Source organism: Streptomyces halobius (assembly GCF_023277745.1).
Lineage (GTDB): Bacteria > Actinomycetota > Actinomycetes > Streptomycetales > Streptomycetaceae > Streptomyces > Streptomyces halobius.
On record NZ_CP086322.1, the window covers coordinates 1,774,670 to 1,790,655 of the forward strand.

Consider the following 15,986-nt stretch of genomic DNA (forward strand, 5'->3'; position numbering starts at 1 on the left):
GCATACCCGGCCGAGGCCGACGGTGAAGCGAGCGCAGGTCAGTACCAGATCGCGACCGGGCACCCGCCCGCATCGCGCTCGGGCGGATCCGGGAGGGAGCGCGCACGGCCGCGGGCGATGCGGTGGGCCGTCCACGCGGCAGCGGCCGCGTCCAGCACGTCGTCCGGCGGGGTGCGCCCCGCGTCCCCCAGGTCGTCCGGGAGGACGATTCCGGCCGCGGCGAGGAGCGAGCGCCGTACCATCTGCCCCGCCCAGCTCTTCTTGCGGGGAAGCGGCGCTGTCCCGCCCGCCAGGGCCCGGAACGACACTTCGGGGTGCACTTCGAAGAACCGATCGCCCCCGGGCTCCGCCAAGCAGGCGTTCGCCTCACGGAGTTTGGGCGCGAGCCCCCAGGTCTGGCGGCTCAGTCCGGCCCCGGTCAGTTCGCGGCACCGGCGCCCCGCGTCGTCGTACTCCTCCTCCTGCCACACCGCGCGCGGCGGCACCCGGAAGACGCTGCCCCTCAGCGGTCCCAGCAGAGCCGCCGCCTCCGTGTCCGCACGCCGCCATCCGGTGTCGAGGAGCCCCAGCGGCATGTCCACGGCCACGACCGCGACGCTGCCGGCCGCGGCTCCGGGCAGGAGGGAGCGCAGGGTGGTGACGACCCGTGCCTCCGCGAAGCGGCCGTCGTGGAGCCCGACCGCCAGCCATCCGGCCGGGCACGCGTCGACGCCGAGCACGGTCACCATGTCAGCCGGCGTCCTCGAACGGGGCCGTCGGGGGGTGGCCCGGGCCGTCGCCGACGACGATCTCGGCGTACCCGATGCCCTGGCCGGCGAGGTTGGCCCGGGCCTGCTCGATCATGTCCGCCCACCGCTCGACCCCGGCCACGTACGCCGCGGGCCGGCAGCGCGGTCCGGAAGCCGTGACCGCTGCCGGTCTCCAGCACGCGCTCGTCCCCTATGAGACCGAGCGCGGCGACCCTCATCGCCACGAGGGAAGGCTGCGTCATCACCTGGCCACGGCCGATCAGAATCGGCGCGTCGGCGTACGCGTACGCCGACGGGCGGCGGGAGGCCAGGACAAAGGCCGCGCGCGGGGACGCACGGAAAGTGCCCAGCGGGCGCTCGTCCATCACGCCGGAGACGCAGGCGGCCTCGACCGGATCCTCGGGGCCCCGGATCGAGGCGGGGATCGGACATCCTGACTGCCTCCCTCCCAGGCCATCGTCGGTCATGGGCCCTCCCACCACCCAGCATCACTCACGAAAACAGCAGGTCAAGGAATTACCTGGGGTCTGCCCATCCGGCCACGCCTACCCGACCCTGGCCACGCCTGCCCGACGCGCGCCGCCCGATCCGCCGGGGCGAGGCCACGTCCGTCATTCCTCCTGGGTGGCCGTCAGGGCCCACCTGATGGTCGGCGTCGAGGCGTCGATCTGTACGGAGAAGGACCCTTGCATACCGGCGTCTATCACCTTCGTCGCCTGCCCTGGCGAGTCGGCGGGGCAGTCCACCGTGAACGAGACGGGGCGGGGGTCCACCGCGTTGCCCGGCACCACCGTCGCCACGACCTTGCCTCCGCCCTCGCACGCCACCGTGACCGCCAGCGGCTTGTTCCCGTCCGCACCCCCCGTCGCGACGCCACCGTCTCCGGTCCTCTCCTGGACCCACACAAGGCCGTCCGGCCCCGGATGCGGCAGCAGGACGTCGCCCGAGGCGGCCTGTGCGGAGCCGCCCATCACGGCGGCGGCCAGCCCCGTCACCACGGATACGCCGACTACGCCGACGACCCTACGCGGCATCGATCTCTTCTTCGTCGAGGTCATGCGCGCAGTCTCCAGGCGTCGGAAGGTGCCCGCCTGAGTACGGATACTCAACTTGCCCGGCTGCCCACGGTTCCAGCGCTCGCCTCCAGGGTGAGGGGAGTTGGTTCCCTGTTGAGCACCTGCGCTTCGGCGGGCTTCCCGGCGGTGCAGCCGTCGAAGGCCGTCAGCGACCTTGGCGGGCGTCGGCTGTGGCCTCCGCCGGCACCGTTTCGGCCTGGAGGTGCTCCATCGCGTCCCGGTGGCCACTCGGCCCACCGTCCTGGGCGGAGTTGAGAAAGCGCCATGCGCTCGGGCCCTGGAGCGACGAAGATGCCGCAGAGGAACTGATGGTCTGTCCGGCCCAGCCCGCCGCGAAGAAAGTGAACCGCCTTGGGGAACACGCCCGACACCGCCGAGTTCGTCTCCGGCGGTACCCGCCACACCGTCACCCGTGCCCAGGTCGAAGCCGCCGCCTCACGCCTCACCGCAGCGCACAGTGCGGCCTTCAGCCAGCACCGCGAGTGGTACGCCCTCGTCGGCAGCGGCCTCCACTACGTCCTTGATCTGATCGCCGAGGCCACCGGCATCAAACCGTCCGACGTCAAGACCGCCCGGCTCGCCCTCGACGCCCTGGGCTTCCCGATCGTGTGCTGGGCCTGGGGCGATCTTCTCAAGGTAGGCCATTCCGGTCACACCGCATCCACGTGAGGTGTGGAGAGGGAGCGGGCTGTTCCCGGAACCGGGCCACGTCGGCTGCCCCTGGCCACCACCCTGGTCGAGCTGGCCGGGGCGGGTACGCCCGCGGCCTCGCTGGCGGTCCCCGGCGGTCAGGTGACTTGCCGGGCGCGGAGGCCGCTCGGCCGCCCCGGTCGCCGCGCCGGGCGGTCGTGCGGGGCGGGGCCGTGGCGGCGGGCGCGCTGCCGGCGCTGCCGCTGGTCCTGTCCGCCCAGCCCGCGGTGGCGGCGACCGGGATGGGCACCTGCCCGCTGCCGGACACCCCCGTGGCCGCGGCGCGGCTTCTCGTCTGATCACTCCGCGGTGGGCGGTGGGCATCTGGTATGTTCCACACCATCACCTATGACGCTTAGGTTTTGGGGGTGGACCGTCCATGGCCAGGCTCCCCAAGGCCAGGAATCCCCAGGTGGTCCACCGCCGGGACCGGATCGTCATGTGGACGGTGCTCTGCCGCGGTATCGCGATGTTCGCGCTCGGTATCGCGATGTTGGCGTGCGGTGCCGCCGCGGCGGCACCGGCACCGGCCGGCATGCCTCCGGGCCAGTCGTCGGCGGCCATGGCCGGCATGGACGGATGGCCCGTCGCCATGGACGGACGGGCCGGTGCCATGGACGGACGTTCGCCGCCTGGCATACGACGTCATCAACACCCAGGCCAACCAGCGCGGGATGCTGCTCGGCCGGCTGGATGCCTGGGGGCTGCCCAAGAGCTCGCAGAAACCGCCGATGGCCTGGATGAACCACGCCACGGACTACAAGCCCCGCGACGGGTCCCTGATGCCGGGCATGGCCACCAACGCCGAGATGGACCGGCTGCGCAAGGCCGAGGGCGAGGACGCGGAGGTGCGCTACCTCAAGCTGCTGACCGCGCACCACCGCGGCGGCGTGGACATGGCGCAGGGAGCCGCCGACCTGGCCGAGGACCCGATGATCGTCCGGCTGTCCGAGGGGATGGTGCGCGGTCAGCGGTCCGAAATGAGGCTCATGGCCGGGATGCTCGCCGAGCGCGGCGTGCAGAACTCGAAGTGAGCGTGTGGCCCGGCCCGCGGGCACCGCTGGTATCAACAGTGTCCCGCGGCCGGGCCACCGCCCCGCGCGAGGGTGCCCGCCGCGGAACCGGCGATCGGTGGTCACCGGAACCGGGGGCCGGTGGTCAGCCGTGCCCCGCACGTCCCCGTGCGAGCCGCCGCACCGCCAGTGCCGCCGCCAGGGCTACCGCCACCAGTGGCACGGCGGCGGCGTAGAGGAGCGGTGCGCCCAGCGTCCCCGGTTCGGGTCCGATGCGTAGCAGGTCGGCGTGTGCCTGCTGTCGGACGGTCAGTGCCACCAGGAGGACCAGCCCGGCCACGACCAGGGGCCGACGGCGCGTCACCAGCAGGTTCAGCCACCGGCCGCCGAGGCGCCCGACGATCTCGCGCACCACCACCGCGGCGGCTCCGACGACGAGCACGACGCTGAGCGGGTTGTAGCGCCACGCCTGGCCGAAGTGACCGAGCAGCGCCGCGTGCACCCCGCGGGTGCCGCCGCACAGCGGTCCCATCACTCCGGCGTGGTGCAAGGGTCCGTGCAGGTCCACCGGTGGCAGCCCGAAGACCGCCATCGCCCCGCCTGCCGCGAGGCCGGCGACCGCCAGTCGCCCCAGCGACCGGTGCCGGTCACGCGATTCCCACGCCGGCCGGCACGGCGTCCGCCACCGCCTGTCCCCGCTCATCCCGCCGAGTCCATGTCTGCTCACCGTTTCTTGTCGGCCGTACAGTGCGCGTGTGTGTTGGTCGGTGTTGGTGAGTGTCGGTACCGCGTGGTCCGGTCGCACGCCCCGCCGCGGCAAGTGGACGAGCGATCGGGTGCGTGGCCGCGTCCCGCCCCGCCGGAGCACAGGTTCCGCGGGCGGCGCGTGGGGCCTGCCGTAGACTCCGTCCGGACGCCTAACCTACTTAGTTTTTCGCGCAGGTGTGGCACGTCCACCCTCTATGGCAGATAAGCCGCGCCCGCCATCTGTGGCACGTAAGCCACGTCCGCCACCCGTGGCACGTAAGCACCGTCTCACTTCGGGGATCTTTCAACCATGCGCAAGCCCACCGTGCTCGCCGCCGCGCTGACCGCGGCCGCGGCGCTCACCCTGTCCGCCTGCAGCAGCGGGGCCGGGACGGAAGGCAAGGACGAGCCGTTCGCCTCCACCGACGCCACCGCACCCCCGGCCAAGAGGGTGCTGGACCAGCCGTTCACAAAGCCGGACCTGGTCCTCACCGACACCCACGGCGACAAGTTCGATCTGCGCAAGGAGACCAAGGGCCGCCTGACCCTGCTCTACTTCGGGTACACCAACTGCCCGGACGCCTGCCCCCTGACCGTGAGCAACCTCGGCCTCGCCTACAAGGACCTGCCCAAGGCCGACCAGGACAAGATGCGGGTCGTGTTCGTCACCACCGACCCGGAGCGCGACACGCCCAAGGAGCTCGGGAAGTGGCTGCGCAGCGCCGGGGACGCCGACTTCATCGGCCTGAGCGGGGACTTCGGCAGCGTCCAGGCCGCGGCCCGCTCGGTGGGGGTCGGTATGGAACCGGCGACGAAGGACGCCAAGGGCAAGGTCAGCGCCACGCACGGCAAGACGGTCCTGGCCTTCTCGCCGAAGGACGACAAGGGGCATGTGCTGTACCACGGCCAGGAGGCCACCGCCGCCGACTACACCAAGGACCTGCCCAAGCTGATCAAGGGCCGGACGCCGTGAACCGCGGCCGCTGCCCGTCGTCTCCGGGTCCCGGGTCAGGGAGCGGTCCTCAACCGGCGGCGAGTTGATCAGCGTCCGGGTTCGGAAGCGGCTTCCGTATCGATGGGTTTCTCGGCCGCGACGTCGTCGATGACGGGCAGGAACCCCCGGTAGGTCAGGGGGCCGATGGAGACGGCGGCCACGGTGCCGGTCCTGTCCAGGACGTAGGTGGTGGGCACGGCGCGCGGGGCGAGCCGCTTGAAGCCCAGCAGGGTGCGGCTGTCGGTGTCGTAGATGCTGGGGTAGGTGATGCCGTAGTTGTCCTCGAAGGCTTTCGCCGACGTCTTGCTGTCCCGGATGTTGATGCCGAGGAAGCGCACTCCCAGCGGTTCGGTCTTCTCCGCGAGCCGGGCCAGTTCCCGGGCCTCCTTACGGCACGGCGTGCACCACGAGCCCCAGACATTGAGCACGACGACGTCGCCTCGCAGGCCGGCGATGTCGATGCTCTCGCCGTCCAGGGTGGTGCCCTTCAGGGCAGGGGTCAGGGTGCGTTCGCCCGGTTCGAAGTACGTCGAGGAGTTGCTCTTCGCCGCGCTCAGCGTACCGTCACCGCCCTGCTTGTTCCGGGTGGCGCCGCAGGCGGTCAGCGTGCCGCCGGCCAGGGCCAGCAGACCGGTGAGGGCCAGGCGCCGCGATGGGCCGACTGGGCGGGGGCCGGCGACGGGCCGTGGCGGGGGTACGGGTGGGCCGTTCAGCATGACTCGTCCTTTTCGAGCCGCACGGTATCGGTGGAGCGCAGGTCCAGCTCGCGTTGGAGCAGCCGGATCTCACCACGCAGCCGTGTGATCTCCGCGTCCGTACGGTCGGTCGCGATGGTTTCCGCGGTGCCGCAGGATGACCGTGCTGCGCGCGACCGCCCCGGCCTCGTGTGACAGCCGCGGCCCTGGCGCATCGGGCGGATGCAGAAGACGTAGGTCAGGGCGATGGCGGCCGCCGCGGACAACGGCGGAAGCACGCTCTCGATCACCGCGCGTGCTCCTCGGCCGCCGCTCGGTGCTGCGCCTCGACCTTGGCGCGCAGCGTGTCGACCTCCTTACGCAGCTCGGCGACTTCCCGCTCGCGCGGATCGGGGCCGGAGCCCGGGTAACCGGTCGCCTTGCTCTGATCGGCGGGGGCACCGCCGAACTGACGATTACCCCGCATCATGAACCACATCATCAGGCCCATGCCGACGGGGCAGGCGAGTACGGCCAGAGCGTAGAAGGCGTCCATCACGGTCTCCTTGGTTCTCGACTCGGTTCGTGTCGGTTCCGGTTCGTGTCGGTTCGTGACGTTGGCTTTCGAGGCCGGTTGAACAGAATCGATGTCGGTTCTCTGCGGGGTCGGGGTACTGTCCAGCGCGATCACCTATGCAGGTTAGGACCTAACCTACATAGGAGTTAGAGTGTGTGTCGACCGACAGCCCGAACCGGCCCCCGGCGGCACCCACAGCACGCCCGCGCGACCGGGACCCGCCCTGTGGAAAGGCACTCGTCTTGTCCGTCGACATCAGCCAGGTGGTCGGCTCCGGCTCGCTCTTCCTGGCCGCGCCCATCGCGCTGGCCGCGGGAGCGATCACCGTCGCCTCGCCCTGCTGCCTGCCCCTGGTCCCGGGCTATCTCTCGTACACCACCGGCATGACCGCGGCCGACGCCCAGGCGCGGCAGGCCGCCGACGGCGCGGCCCGGGGCAGGGCCCGCGGCCGGGCACTGCTGGGCACTGCCCTGTTCGTCCTCGGCTTCGCCGCCGTCTTCGCCGCCTACGGTGCCCTGTTCGGCTCGGTCAGCACCCTGCTCCTGGCCCACCAGGACACCGTCATCCGCGTCCTGGGCATCCTCACCATCGCGCTCGGCCTGATGTTCATGGGCGCACTGGAGCGCATTCCGCTACTGTCGCGCACCTTCCGCCCACAGTTCACCCCCCGCGCCGGGCTCACCGGCGCGCCACTGCTCGGCGTGATGTTCGGCATCGGCTGGACCCCCTGCATCGGCCCCACCCTCGCCGCCGTCCTGTCCCTGTCCCTGACCACCGGCACCACCGCGCGCGGCGCGTTCCTCGCCTTCCTGTACGCCGTCGGCGTCGGCATACCGTTCCTGGTCTTCACCCTCGCCCTCGGCAAAAGCATGCGCGTCTTCGCCTTCGCCCGCCGCCACACCCGTACCGTGCTGCGCATCGGCGGCGTGCTGCTGGTGGCCGTCGGCATCGCCCAGGTCTCCGGTCTGTGGAGCCTGATGATCTACCAGATGCAGAGCTGGGTCAGTGCCTACGAACTCCCCCTGTAAGCATCAACACCCTGACGAGGAACCCCCGATGACCTTCCGCCTCCGCCCGGCCGCGGCCGCAGCCGCCACTGCCGCCTTGCTCGCGGCCGTACTGACCGCCTGCTCGAACGAGTCCGACACCCACGAGCACGCACACGAATCCGGTGCCGGCGTCAGCCATGTCCACGGCCTCGGCATCGACCCGGCCGACGGCCGCCTGTACGTCGCCACGCACTACGGTGTCATCGCCGTGGCGGACGACGGCTCGTCCAAGCGGGTCAGCGACACCGCCGACTACATGGGCTTCACCGTCGCCGGCCCCAAGACCTTCCTCGGCAGCGGCCACCCCGCGGAAGGCGACGGCGGCCACGCCAATCGCGGCCTGATCAAGAGCACCGACTCCGGCAAGACCTGGAAAACCCTCTCCCTCGGCGGCGAAGCCGACTTCCACGCCCTGGACTACGCCCACAACACCATCTACGGCTACGACAGCACCAACGGCCTGCTGCGCGTCAGCAAGGACGGCAAGAAGTGGGACAAGCGCGCCGAACTCGCCGCAGTGGACATCGCCGTCAGCCCCAACGACCCCGACACAGTGCTGGCCACCACCCAGAACGGCATCGCCAAGAGCACTGACGGCGGCAACACGTTCACGGACGGGACCGAGCCGATCCTGGCCTTCGTCTCCTGGGCCAAGCCGGACGCGCTCTACGGCATCGACCCGGCCGGCGCACTCCAGCGCAGCACCGACGGCGGCACCACCTGGAAGAAGACCGGCACCGTACCCGGCGGACAGCCCCAGGCCCTCACCGCCGTCAGCGCCGACCGCGTCCTGGCCGCCACCCAGAAGGGCGTCTACGAATCCCGCGACAGCGGCAAGACCTTCACCAAGCGCCTGCCGGTCGCCCCCGCCGACGGCCACTGAACACCCCCGGCCGGTGATATGGCGTTCCCGCAGCTGAAGGCCAAGGTCTTCAGCAGGCTCCGGGGCCTGACCGAGCAGGACCTCCGGTACCCGGTGCCCATCTTCGGCGCGGAGAAGATGCGCGAGGACATCACGGAGACGCTCCGCCCCCAGTTCGGCGCCGACCTCGCCCCCGAGGACGTCTTCGGCACGTCGGGTGTGTCGGCGGCTCTGGAGTGCCTGGCCTTCGCACTCAAGAAGACCGAGGTCCTCGCCACCGGTGACCGGGTGCTGCTTCCGGCCCCCTTCTGGCAGGGCTTCAAGTGGTGCTTCGAGCAACGGCCCGGGCTGGAGTGCGTCCCCGCACACCTCGGCTCCGACTTCGAACTCACCCTCGACGTCCTGCAGCGGGCCTACCACCGGCAGCAGGTACCGCCCAAGCTGCTCGTCCTCACCAACCCCAACAACCCGCTGGGCGTCAACTACGACAAGGACCTGCTGGAGAAGATCTACACCTGGGCCCTGACGCAGACGGACATGCACATCATCTCGGACGAGATGTATGCGCACTCCCAGCTCCGGACCTCCCGGCTGCCCTTCGTGAGCGCCTACGCCCTGGACGCCTACCGCACCCTCCCGGGCGCCCGGGACCGGGTGCACGTCGTCTGGGGCTTCGCCAAGGACTTCGGGCTCTCGGGCTTCAAGGCCGGGGTCGCCATCACCCGCAGTTCCGCGATCAAGGACGTGCTCAACGGCACGGACGGCGAGCCCTACTCCTGGTTCAGTCCCTTGACTCCCTCAAGCACTACGTCATCGGCAGCCTCCTGGAAGCCCAGGACGGCGGCAAGAGTTTCGCCGCCGAACTCATGGAGGAGTACCGGGAGATCCTCACCGGTGCCTTCGAGTCGGCCCGGACCGCCCTCGACGAGGCCAAGAACATTCCCTACGTCTTCCGCGAAGGGCAGAACTCCGCCCAGTTCTTCTGGCTCGACCTGCGGGAGTACCTGTGGCAGGACGCTCCGGAGATCCCCTACGAGCGGGGCCCGCACTTCCCGCACAACGGACACACGTACAACGGTGGCGCGCACGACGGGAACGGGAATGGCCACCGGGAGGCGGGCAAGCCCGGAGGCCTCCGCCTGCCGGTACTTTTCTCCGAGATCAGCAGCGCGGAGAGCGAGCTGTTCCAGTACATCAAGGAACACGCCCACGTCCAGCTGCTCCCCGGGCAGACCCTCTCCGCCCACGACCAGGGCTTTTCCCGGTTGTGCTTCACCGCCTTCGACGAGCAGACGGTCCGCGAGGCGATCCAGCGCATCTCTCAGGCGCTGGCGGAACGTCCTCGCTGAAGGACGGCCCGGCTGTGGCGTCCGCGGGCCGGAAGGGGGTGCTGCCGCCACAGCCGGCCGCCACCCGCGCCGACGCTCCATCGACACGCCGCGCGGCGTCGAACCCGGCCCCTGCCCGAACTCGCCGCAGGGCAGTGGTGGGCCGGGACGCGAGGTGATCCCCTCACTGCGGTGAGGGGATTGTTCCGGTCGTCGGAACGAGATCGTGCGACATCGATCCGTGGCTACCACCGCCACTGATGACGCCCGCCAATCGCCCTTGACCGCGACCGGTCCGCCGCTGTCGCCCCGGCACCCGCTGCCTGCCCGTCGTGCCCCCACCCCAGAACCCAGTTGGGTGTGCCTTCCTCGTACAGGCTCTGCCCCGCCGGGATGGCCGGCGGCAAAGCCCGTTACGGCACGGGCGCGTTGAGGGTGACCACGGCGATGTCGTACGCGTATGTGGCACCGGGCCCCTCCGTCCTGGCCTTGGGATGGGTCCCCGCTCGGCCCCCCTCCCCCGCCCCTGCCGCCAGATCGGGTGTGCGACGCTCCCGCGACACTCCGGCGCCGGTCGGCATGCCTCCCTCGACCGTCCGTGCACCCTCCGTCCACTCTCCGAGTTCTTCGCCATCATGGCGGAACCCCGTCATCCGTTACTCCCTCTCATTGGGCAACCTGCGACGACTTCAGGGCCGAAATGCCGACGTCCGCTCGTGATCCCTACCGTGGGTATCGCCACACGCCGCAGGACCGGCCGTTCACCAGCCCGTGCTCCTGCCCGTGCACGCTGGAACGGCACACAAGGCGCTCACAGGCTTCTTGGCAGCCTGTGAGCCTCTTCGGACACGGAGCGCTTCTGACCAGAGCGCTTGGAGGGTTGCACGATGGCCGAGCGCCGCTCGGGAAACAGGCTTACCGCACTCGACGGACTGCGGCTGCTGGCCGCGCTGATGGTGGTCTTCTACCACTACGTCGCCCTCGCCAGACCGTGGGGCCATCCCACGGACACGATCTTCCCGACCGCCCACAAGGCGGCCCAGTACGGGTGGCTCGGAGTGGAGGTCTTCTTCCTCATCAGCGGCTTCGTCATCTGTATGAGCGTGTGGGGCCGCACGGTGGGCGAATTCGCGGTCTCCCGCCTCTCACGCCTGTTCCCCGCCTACTGGGCCGGCCTCCTGCTCACCGCGTTGGTGGTGAAGACATGGCCGGAGGTTGCCTCCCTACGCGGCTGGGACAGGGTGATCACCAACCTGACCATGCTGCAGGGCGGCAACAACACCCCTGACGTCGACCCGGTGTACTGGACGCTCTTCGTGGAGCTGAAGTTCTACCTGATCATGACTGTGGTCATGCTGTTCGGCGTCACCTACCGCAACTGCCTGATCCTGTGCGGGACGTGGACGGCGGCCGCCGCCCTCGCGCCGGTCCTGAAGACTCCCCTGGTCTCCGAATTCGCGATGCCGCAGTACGCGCCGTTCTTCATCGCGGGCATCGCCTTCTACCTGATGCACCGCCACCGGCCCAACGCGATCCTGTGGGCGATCGTGATCCTGCAGTCGCTGCTCGCCCAGCGCTACCTCGGGGATCGCCTGGCCACCAACCTCGGCGAGGCCGCGGACGGCCTGCCCACCTGGCCCGCCCGCTTCATCATCATGGCCGCCTTCGCCGTCGTCGGCGCGATCGCGCTCGGCGCCTGCCACCGGATCCAGTGGAAGTGGCTCACGACCGCGGGAGCGCTGACCTATCCGCTCTACCTCATCCACCTGAACATCGGCATGACCCTCATCCACCACTTCCGGGACCACATCCCCGCCCCCGCCCTGGTGGCCTCGGTGACCGCGCTCATGCTGGCCACCGCCTGGCTCATCCACCGCCTCATCGAACGCCCCCTCGGAAAGTGGCTCCGCGCCACCATGCGACGAGCCATCGACGATGTCCGCCAGCACGTTGCACCGCCCCGCAGACACGCCCCGCACTCCGCACCACACACACCCACCGCACCCGGCACGGCGGAAGACGAACGGACGCCGCCGCGCGCCCGCACATTCGAGTCGGCCTAGCTACTGGCCAGCTGGCTGCCGCTGAACAACGTGTGCGGGTGACCGGTCAGTGGTCGTCGCGGAGTGTGCGCGCGAGTACGGCGCGGTGGGTCGGTTTCGCCTCGCTGTAGCGCTTGCGGCCCTCGTCGGTGAGGACGACGAAGATGCCGCGGCGGTCGAGATCGCACATGACGCGCTCGACGAGCCCGTCGCGTTCCAGTCTGGCGACCAGCCGGGAGGCGGCGCTCTGGCTCAGGTGCACCACGCTGGTGAGGTCCTGGCCCCGGCACTTGCCGTGGTCGGAGGAGGCGAGGCGTTCGAGTGCCTCGAACTCGTTGACGCCGATGCCGTGCTGCGCCTGCAACTCGCGCTCAAGAGCGGTGTGCACGGCGGCGTGCCGGGCGAGGAGCCCATGCCACTCCTCGACCAACTGTTGCTCCGAGCTACCGATCATGCGCCCAGGTTAGCATGCGTCAGCATTTGATGCACCAGGTTTAAATGCTTTTGCATTCGATGCGTATGCATGTGATCGTGGGCGGCATGACTTCCTCCGCACCCCTGTCCACCTCCACCTCCGTGTGGAACGCACGACTATGGGGAATCCTGCTCACCGCCTCCCTCGTCGTGGGCCTCGACGCCCTGGATGTGTCGATGGTGGGCGTCGCCCTCCCCTCCATCCAGGCCGACCTGGGCCTGTCCACCAGCGCGCTGCAGTGGGTCGTCAGCGGCTATGTCCTCAGCTACGGCGGACTGTTGCTGCTGGGCGGACGCGCCGCCGACCTGCTGGGGCGTCGCCGCGTCTTTCTGACCGCGGTAGCCGTGTTCGCCCTGGCCTCACTGGTCGGCGGCCTGGTCGACGACGGAGCCGTGCTGATCGCCACCCGCATACTCAAGGGCATGGCGGCGGCATTCACCGCACCGGCCGCGCTGTCCATCGTCACCACCACGTTCGCCGAAGGACCAGCACGCAATAAGGCGCTGGGCTTCTTCGCGGTCTTCGGTGCCAGCGGCTACTCGGCCGGCTTGGTGCTCTCCGGCCTGCTGACCCAGGTCGGCTGGCGGTGGACGTTCTTCCTGCCGGTACCGATCGCGCTGATCGCCTGGGCCGCGGCCGGCCGTCTGCTGCCCAAGGACGGGCCCCGGCCCTCCGGCGGCTACGACCTGCCGGGCGCGGTCACCTCGGTCGCCGCGATGCTGCTGCTCGTCTACACCGTCGTCCAGGCGCCGGAGGCCGGCTGGGCCGCGCCGAGCACACTGGTCCAGTTCGCCCTCGCCGCCGTGCTGCTGATCGCCTTCGTCGTGATCGAACGCCGCAGTGCGCATCCGCTGGTCCGTCTCGGCATCCTGCGCTCGGGCCCGTTGGCACGGGCCAACCTCGGTGCGACGGTGTTCTTCGGCGGCTTCATCGGCTTCCAGTTCGTGGTGATGCTCTACTTCCAGCAGGTGCTGCAGTGGTCGGCGCTCCAGACCGCGCTCGGCTTCCTTCCGGCCGCACTGATCGTCGCCTTCGGCTCGCCGCGTATGGAGCCCCTGATCGAACGGCTCGGTACCTCGCGCACCATCGCGGGCGGCGTCATCGCTCACCTCATCGCGTACGTGCTCTTCCTCGTCATCGACCGGGACGCCCCGTACGCCGTCGGTGTGCTGCCCAGCATGGTCCTGCTCGGTATCGGGTTCACCCTTGCCTTCTCGTCCCTCAACATCCAGGCCACCGCCGGGATCCCGGACCACGAGCAGGGCCTGGCCGGCGGCCTGCTGAACACCTCGATGCAGGTCGGCGGTGCGATAGGGCTCGCTGTCGTCACCGCGGCCCTCACCACCGGCGGCGAAGGCCACACCGGTCCCGACGCCCTGCTCGCCGGCTTCACCCCCGCCCTGCTCACCGTCACCGCACTGTCAGCCATCGGCCTGCTCATCGCACTGTCGGGGGTGCTGGGACGGCGCCGCAGCGCCGATACACCCGCGGCTGAGCCGGAGCTCGTCCTCGTCGACTGACGGTGCCGACCGCGAAGCCCTGAAGGTTGTCATCAAGCCCTAACCGGCTCTCCTGCCTGTGGGCGGGAAACACGCGCCGCGCGCTCCCTGTTTCCCGCCCACAGGACCATGCGGCGCGCGAGCTTCTCTCGACAGCCTGCGCCGCACGCCCGCGCCCGCTCGGCGAACGGGCCTGGATACCCGCTCCGAGATGCTCGCATGATGACCGCGTCGACACCGCCGTCCATCCGGCCCCGGCCCTCCATCCGGCCCCGGGAGTGGGTCGGGCCGCTGAAGCCCGTCATCGAGGCGCAGCCGGACGCGGCCACGTGCATCGGCTCGGGCCGCGAGGACACCGTCCGACCGCCCGGCGACATCGCCGAACGCATGGGCGCGTTCATCGCGTCCACCATGGAGCTGCACCGACAAGAGGCGGGCGGACGAAGCGGCCGGCAGCCTGTCCGCCGACACGATCGCCGCCCTCTGCCTCTATACCCGCGAGTCCGCGTTCCACCGGGAGATCAACGCCGTCCTGCGCGCCCCGGACCGGACCGGAATCGTCCCGTACCTCCCGTATCTGCGCCTGCTGTTCTCGGCGGTGTCGCGGCTTCCCGCCCGAAGGCCGAGCCCGGCGGCTTGTGCACCGTAGAGCTGACCGGATCGGCAGAGCAGACCTCGTGTCCGCAGGAAGCGGCTCAGCCGATCTGCTCCGGCGTCACCGTCAGCCAGTGCTTGTCCGCCGTGACCTTCTGACCCAGTTCCTTCTGGCGTTCGGCGTTGGAGCGCTTCATCTCGTCGAGCTCCTTCATATAGCTCTCCTTGCGGTTCACCCAGACCCGGACGCCGCCGTTCCGCACGTCCGCGGAGTGGAAGAGCATCGGGCCGTCGCTCTTCGGGGTGTCGCCCGCCGCGAGGATGGGCTGCTGCCACTCGTCGATGTAGGTGTTGATCGCCGCGGGCTTGCCCTGGTACCAGGTCAGCGGGGCCCACAGCTTCGGCGTCAGCTCATGGCCCGCGAGCTTCTTCGGGTCGAAGCGGCCGGACGCGATCTCCTTGCGGGAGCTGGTGACGTCGCCCGTCTTGCGGTCCTTGAGGAGCATCGATACGCCGATGACGTTCTCCGGCTTCACGCCGTAGCCGTACTTGGGGTCGCCCACGACCATGCGCACCAGGTCCTCGGAGGCCGCGCTCACCACGTACACCTCGATGCCGTGCTTGCGCAGCGCTTTGTAGAGCTCCTGCATGCCCCGGGAGAGGCGGGGGGCCTCGACCTGCGTCGTGGTCGGCTTCCCGTCCTCGTAGTACTCGGCGGGGATCGGCTTGCCGTACGCCAGGAGCTCGTCCACGTACCCCTTGAGCTGCTTGAGGGTGAAGCCCGAGAAGATCTGCGCCACCCAGGGGTAGCAGACCTGGTCGTCCACCTCGCACAGGCGGTTGTAGTAGCTGTAGAGGCTCTCCTTGTGGGCCGCCGTGTCCTTGAAGGGGATGACCTTCAGGGACGGGTCCATGGTCTTGCGGGTCAGGACGCCCTTCATCTCCAGGAAGGGGAGCAGGGCCTCTTCCAGGTCATTGCGATACGTGGTGTTGTCCGCGTCGAAGACCGCGTACGCGCCCTTGTGGTCGTGGTCCGCGATGACCTTGCCGAGCTTCTCGGCCACGGGCTTGGGCCAGTGCTTGAGCTCCGCCGAGGCGACGTGCGACGCCGACCCGGCGGCCTCGGCCTCGCCGCCGCCCGGCCACAGGGCGTTGCCCGCGAAGACCGCGGCCGCCAGCGCCCCCGCGGTGCCGAAGATCGCAAGCTTGCCTTTTGCCCGTATTGCCATGGTTTCCGTTCCTCTGAGAGCTGTGCGGTGCCCCGTCCGGAGCGGCGGGCAATGGTATGCGGCCGCGCGTTGATTGCCCATGATCGACGTCACCACGAACGGGGGTGTGAGGCGGCGGAACAGGGGTAATCCCACTCGACATCGCACGGCCGTCGTCGCGCCCGCCCCGCCCGTCCTGGCCCGGACCGCCGCCGAGTGCGGGCACTGCGACCGCTCCCACCTGGTGCGGGACTTCCGCCCGTGCACGGGCCCGGCGCCGTCGATCCGAGCATCTGCCCATAAGGGCCCATCTGCCGTATCTTCGGTACGAGTTGACGTAAGCTGGACACGGCGTAGCGGGAACGGAGGCACGAGGAGGCATGACGCCTGTCGCGGAGCCGCGAAGCTC

Annotated in this window: 18 protein-coding genes and 3 pseudogenes; 10 read left to right on the plus strand and 11 right to left on the minus strand. The window is 70.1% G+C overall.

From position 1 onward, the window contains the following. Positions 1 to 38: 38 nt before the first annotated feature. The 3 genes and pseudogenes from K9S39_RS08425 to K9S39_RS08430 form a co-directional block, all read right to left on the minus strand. Positions 39 to 728 carry a DUF429 domain-containing protein gene (locus K9S39_RS08425; RefSeq protein WP_248862700.1) on the minus strand — a complete coding sequence of 230 codons (690 nt, stop codon included), beginning with the start codon at positions 726 to 728 and terminating at the stop codon, positions 39 to 41. 179 nt (positions 729 to 907) lie between these two features. Next, a pseudogene (locus K9S39_RS42875) lies at positions 908 to 1,216 on the minus strand (hypothetical protein); the annotation flags it as partial. 144 nt (positions 1,217 to 1,360) lie between these two features. Further along, positions 1,361 to 1,807, minus strand: a complete 447-nt coding sequence (locus tag K9S39_RS08430; RefSeq protein WP_248862701.1) for a hypothetical protein — start codon at positions 1,805 to 1,807, stop codon at positions 1,361 to 1,363. A 369-nt stretch (positions 1,808 to 2,176) separates the two neighbouring features. Between K9S39_RS08430 and K9S39_RS08435 the strand changes: the two genes are divergently transcribed. After that, positions 2,177 to 2,494, plus strand: a complete 318-nt coding sequence (locus K9S39_RS08435; RefSeq protein ID WP_248862702.1) for a hypothetical protein — start codon at positions 2,177 to 2,179, stop codon at positions 2,492 to 2,494. Between the two features lie 128 nt (positions 2,495 to 2,622). After that, positions 2,623 to 2,814: a hypothetical protein gene (locus K9S39_RS08440; RefSeq protein WP_248862703.1), complete on the plus strand. Its 192-nt coding sequence runs from the start codon at positions 2,623 to 2,625 to the stop codon at positions 2,812 to 2,814. A gap of 43 nt (positions 2,815 to 2,857) precedes the next feature. Here K9S39_RS08440 and K9S39_RS08445 read toward each other — a convergent pair whose 3' ends face one another. Then, a complete protein-coding gene (locus K9S39_RS08445) occupies positions 2,858 to 3,130 on the minus strand; it encodes a hypothetical protein (protein ID WP_248862704.1) in 273 nt (90 codons plus the stop codon). A 5-nt stretch (positions 3,131 to 3,135) separates the two neighbouring features. Here K9S39_RS08445 and K9S39_RS08450 point away from each other — a divergent pair. Next, positions 3,136 to 3,549: pseudogene (locus K9S39_RS08450) on the plus strand (DUF305 domain-containing protein); the annotation flags it as partial. Between the two features lie 124 nt (positions 3,550 to 3,673). Here K9S39_RS08450 and K9S39_RS08455 read toward each other — a convergent pair. Further along, entirely contained in the window at positions 3,674 to 4,231 is a 558-nt protein-coding gene (locus tag K9S39_RS08455) for a DUF2752 domain-containing protein (protein WP_248862705.1), read from the minus strand. 354 nt (positions 4,232 to 4,585) lie between these two features. On the opposite strand from K9S39_RS08455, the gene K9S39_RS08460 reads away from it, so the two are divergent. Then, the gene (locus K9S39_RS08460) at positions 4,586 to 5,248 is read left to right on the plus strand and encodes an SCO family protein (protein ID WP_248862706.1); all 663 of its coding nucleotides are present in this window, start codon (positions 4,586 to 4,588) and stop codon (positions 5,246 to 5,248) included. A 68-nt stretch (positions 5,249 to 5,316) separates the two neighbouring features. Here K9S39_RS08460 and K9S39_RS08465 read toward each other — a convergent pair whose 3' ends face one another. The 3 genes from K9S39_RS08465 to K9S39_RS08475 are packed head-to-tail and all read right to left on the minus strand — an operon-like array spanning position 5,317 to position 6,499. Continuing rightward, positions 5,317 to 5,985, minus strand: a complete 669-nt coding sequence (locus K9S39_RS08465; RefSeq protein ID WP_248862707.1) for a TlpA family protein disulfide reductase — start codon at positions 5,983 to 5,985, stop codon at positions 5,317 to 5,319. Then, complete coding sequence (locus K9S39_RS08470; RefSeq protein WP_248862708.1) at positions 5,979 to 6,254, minus strand: hypothetical protein; 276 nt, start codon at positions 6,252 to 6,254, stop codon at positions 5,979 to 5,981. Before K9S39_RS08470 ends, K9S39_RS08465 begins: the two co-directional genes overlap by 7 nt. After that, positions 6,251 to 6,499 (minus strand): hypothetical protein, encoded by a 249-nt coding sequence (locus K9S39_RS08475; protein WP_248862709.1) that lies wholly within the window; start codon positions 6,497 to 6,499, stop codon positions 6,251 to 6,253. Before K9S39_RS08475 ends, K9S39_RS08470 begins: the two co-directional genes overlap by 4 nt. A 263-nt stretch (positions 6,500 to 6,762) precedes the next feature. Here K9S39_RS08475 and K9S39_RS08480 point away from each other — a divergent pair, with 263 nt between their 5' ends. The 4 genes and pseudogenes from K9S39_RS08480 (at position 6,763) to K9S39_RS08490 (ending at position 9,780) form a co-directional block, all read left to right on the plus strand. Then, on the plus strand, positions 6,763 to 7,548 hold the full coding sequence (locus K9S39_RS08480; RefSeq protein WP_248862710.1) for a cytochrome c biogenesis CcdA family protein: 786 nt from the start codon (positions 6,763 to 6,765) through the stop codon (positions 7,546 to 7,548). A 28-nt stretch (positions 7,549 to 7,576) separates the two neighbouring features. Continuing rightward, a complete protein-coding gene (locus K9S39_RS08485) occupies positions 7,577 to 8,452 on the plus strand; it encodes a F510_1955 family glycosylhydrolase (RefSeq protein ID WP_248862711.1) in 876 nt (291 codons plus the stop codon). An 18-nt stretch (positions 8,453 to 8,470) separates the two neighbouring features. Continuing rightward, a pseudogene (locus K9S39_RS42880) lies at positions 8,471 to 9,214 on the plus strand (pyridoxal phosphate-dependent aminotransferase); the annotation flags it as partial. An 83-nt stretch (positions 9,215 to 9,297) separates the two neighbouring features. Next, on the plus strand, positions 9,298 to 9,780 hold the full coding sequence (locus tag K9S39_RS08490; protein ID WP_248862712.1) for an aminotransferase class I/II-fold pyridoxal phosphate-dependent enzyme: 483 nt from the start codon (positions 9,298 to 9,300) through the stop codon (positions 9,778 to 9,780). Positions 9,781 to 10,172: 392 nt separating this feature from the next. Here K9S39_RS08490 and K9S39_RS08495 read toward each other — a convergent pair whose 3' ends face one another. Then, positions 10,173 to 10,412 (minus strand): hypothetical protein, encoded by a 240-nt coding sequence (locus tag K9S39_RS08495; protein WP_248862713.1) that lies wholly within the window; start codon positions 10,410 to 10,412, stop codon positions 10,173 to 10,175. A gap of 234 nt (positions 10,413 to 10,646) precedes the next feature. Here K9S39_RS08495 and K9S39_RS08500 point away from each other — a divergent pair, with 234 nt between their 5' ends. Beyond that, positions 10,647 to 11,822, plus strand: coding sequence for an acyltransferase family protein (locus K9S39_RS08500; RefSeq protein ID WP_248862714.1), 1,176 nt, complete (start codon positions 10,647 to 10,649; stop codon positions 11,820 to 11,822). 46 nt (positions 11,823 to 11,868) lie between these two features. Here K9S39_RS08500 and K9S39_RS08505 read toward each other — a convergent pair whose 3' ends face one another. Then, the gene (locus K9S39_RS08505; RefSeq protein ID WP_248862715.1) at positions 11,869 to 12,255 is read right to left on the minus strand and encodes a MarR family winged helix-turn-helix transcriptional regulator; all 387 of its coding nucleotides are present in this window, start codon (positions 12,253 to 12,255) and stop codon (positions 11,869 to 11,871) included. An 86-nt stretch (positions 12,256 to 12,341) separates the two neighbouring features. Here K9S39_RS08505 and K9S39_RS08510 point away from each other — a divergent pair, with 86 nt between their 5' ends. Continuing rightward, positions 12,342 to 13,796 (plus strand): MFS transporter, encoded by a 1,455-nt coding sequence (locus tag K9S39_RS08510; RefSeq protein ID WP_248862716.1) that lies wholly within the window; start codon positions 12,342 to 12,344, stop codon positions 13,794 to 13,796. A 674-nt stretch (positions 13,797 to 14,470) separates the two neighbouring features. Here the strand turns inward: K9S39_RS08510 and K9S39_RS08515 are convergent. Further along, on the minus strand, positions 14,471 to 15,598 hold the full coding sequence (locus tag K9S39_RS08515; RefSeq protein ID WP_248862717.1) for an HAD family hydrolase: 1,128 nt from the start codon (positions 15,596 to 15,598) through the stop codon (positions 14,471 to 14,473). Positions 15,599 to 15,986: the final 388 nt, after the last annotated feature.